Origin of the sequence: Mesorhizobium sp. M7A.F.Ca.US.002.01.1.1 (assembly GCF_004022955.1) — a bacterium.
GTDB classification, from domain to species: Bacteria; Pseudomonadota; Alphaproteobacteria; order Rhizobiales; family Rhizobiaceae; genus Mesorhizobium; species Mesorhizobium ciceri.
In genome coordinates, this window is the sequence record NZ_RZQE01000908.1 from 1 (window position 1) to 1,080 (window position 1,080).

General features: G+C 63.9%; 2 protein-coding genes. Both read left to right on the forward strand.

Annotated features, from left to right (window positions below):
* A partial coding sequence (locus EN932_RS36645; protein WP_128369549.1) for a c-type cytochrome occupies positions 1–556 on the forward strand: 556 nt, incomplete at its 5' end.
* On the forward strand, positions 553–1,080 hold a 528-nt coding region (locus EN932_RS36650), incomplete at its 3' end, for a cbb3-type cytochrome c oxidase subunit I (RefSeq protein WP_206619042.1). The genes EN932_RS36645 and EN932_RS36650, both read left to right, overlap by 4 nt.

Genomic DNA, 1,080 nt, shown 5'->3' on the forward strand with positions numbered 1-1,080 from the left:
TATCCCTGCCGGCGAGCCGGTGCGGCTGCTTTTGACCTCGACCGATGTGATCCATTCCTTCTGGATCCCAAGCTTGGCCGGCAAGCTCGACCTTATCCCGGGCCACATGAACGTCCTGGATATCAAGGCGGACAAGCCAGGCGTCTACCGTGGTCAATGCGCTGAATTCTGCGGTGCGCAGCACGCCAACATGGGCACCTTCATCATCGCCGAGCCGCGCCCGAAATTCGATGCCTGGCTGAACGACCAGTTGCAGCCGGCCGGCGCGCCGGCGAGCGGCGAAGCCAAGGTCGGTGCGGACCTGTTCCTCAAACGCCCCTGCGTGATGTGTCACAGGATCGGGGGGACGCCGGCCGGCGGAACGGTGGCTCCCGATCTCACCCACATAGCCAGCCGGCAGACGCTCGCTGCCGGGACCTTGACGATGAGCCGCGGCAATCTCGCCGCCTGGATAGCCGACCCGCAAGGCATCAAGCCCGGCTCCCACATGCCGGTGGTGGAGCTCAGCGGCGATGAGCTCAATGCCGTGGTCGCCTATCTCGAGGGTCTGAAATGAGCAGCGCGGATCTCACAAGCCAACGCGACCTGCCGCCGGAGCGCAAGGTATCTGCAAAAGGCGACATCGCGCCCGAGCATGACGGACCGCGCGACACCGGCATGGATGATGCCGGCCTGCATCGCTGGCTCGAGCGCACCTGGCGGACGCCATCCGGTATCGTCGGAGCCTTGTCGAGCGTCGATCACAAGGTGATCGCACGACGCTATTTGATCACCGCTTTCGTGTTCCTTGGTCTTGGCGGCCTCAACGCTGTCGTCATGCGCATCCAGCTTTCTGGACCGCAACGCGGGCTGATCGGGCCCGACCTCTACAATCAGCTGTTCACCATGCATGGCGTTACGATGATGTTTCTGTTCGCCGTGCCCATCGTGCAGGCGACCGGGATCTACCTGGTGCCGCTGATGGTCGGCACCCGCAACATCGCGTTTCCGCGCCTGAACGCGTTCAGCTATTGGGTCTACGTCTCGGGCGGCGCTTTCGCCTGGGTGTCCTTCGCCCTCAACATGGCCCCTGATGTGGGC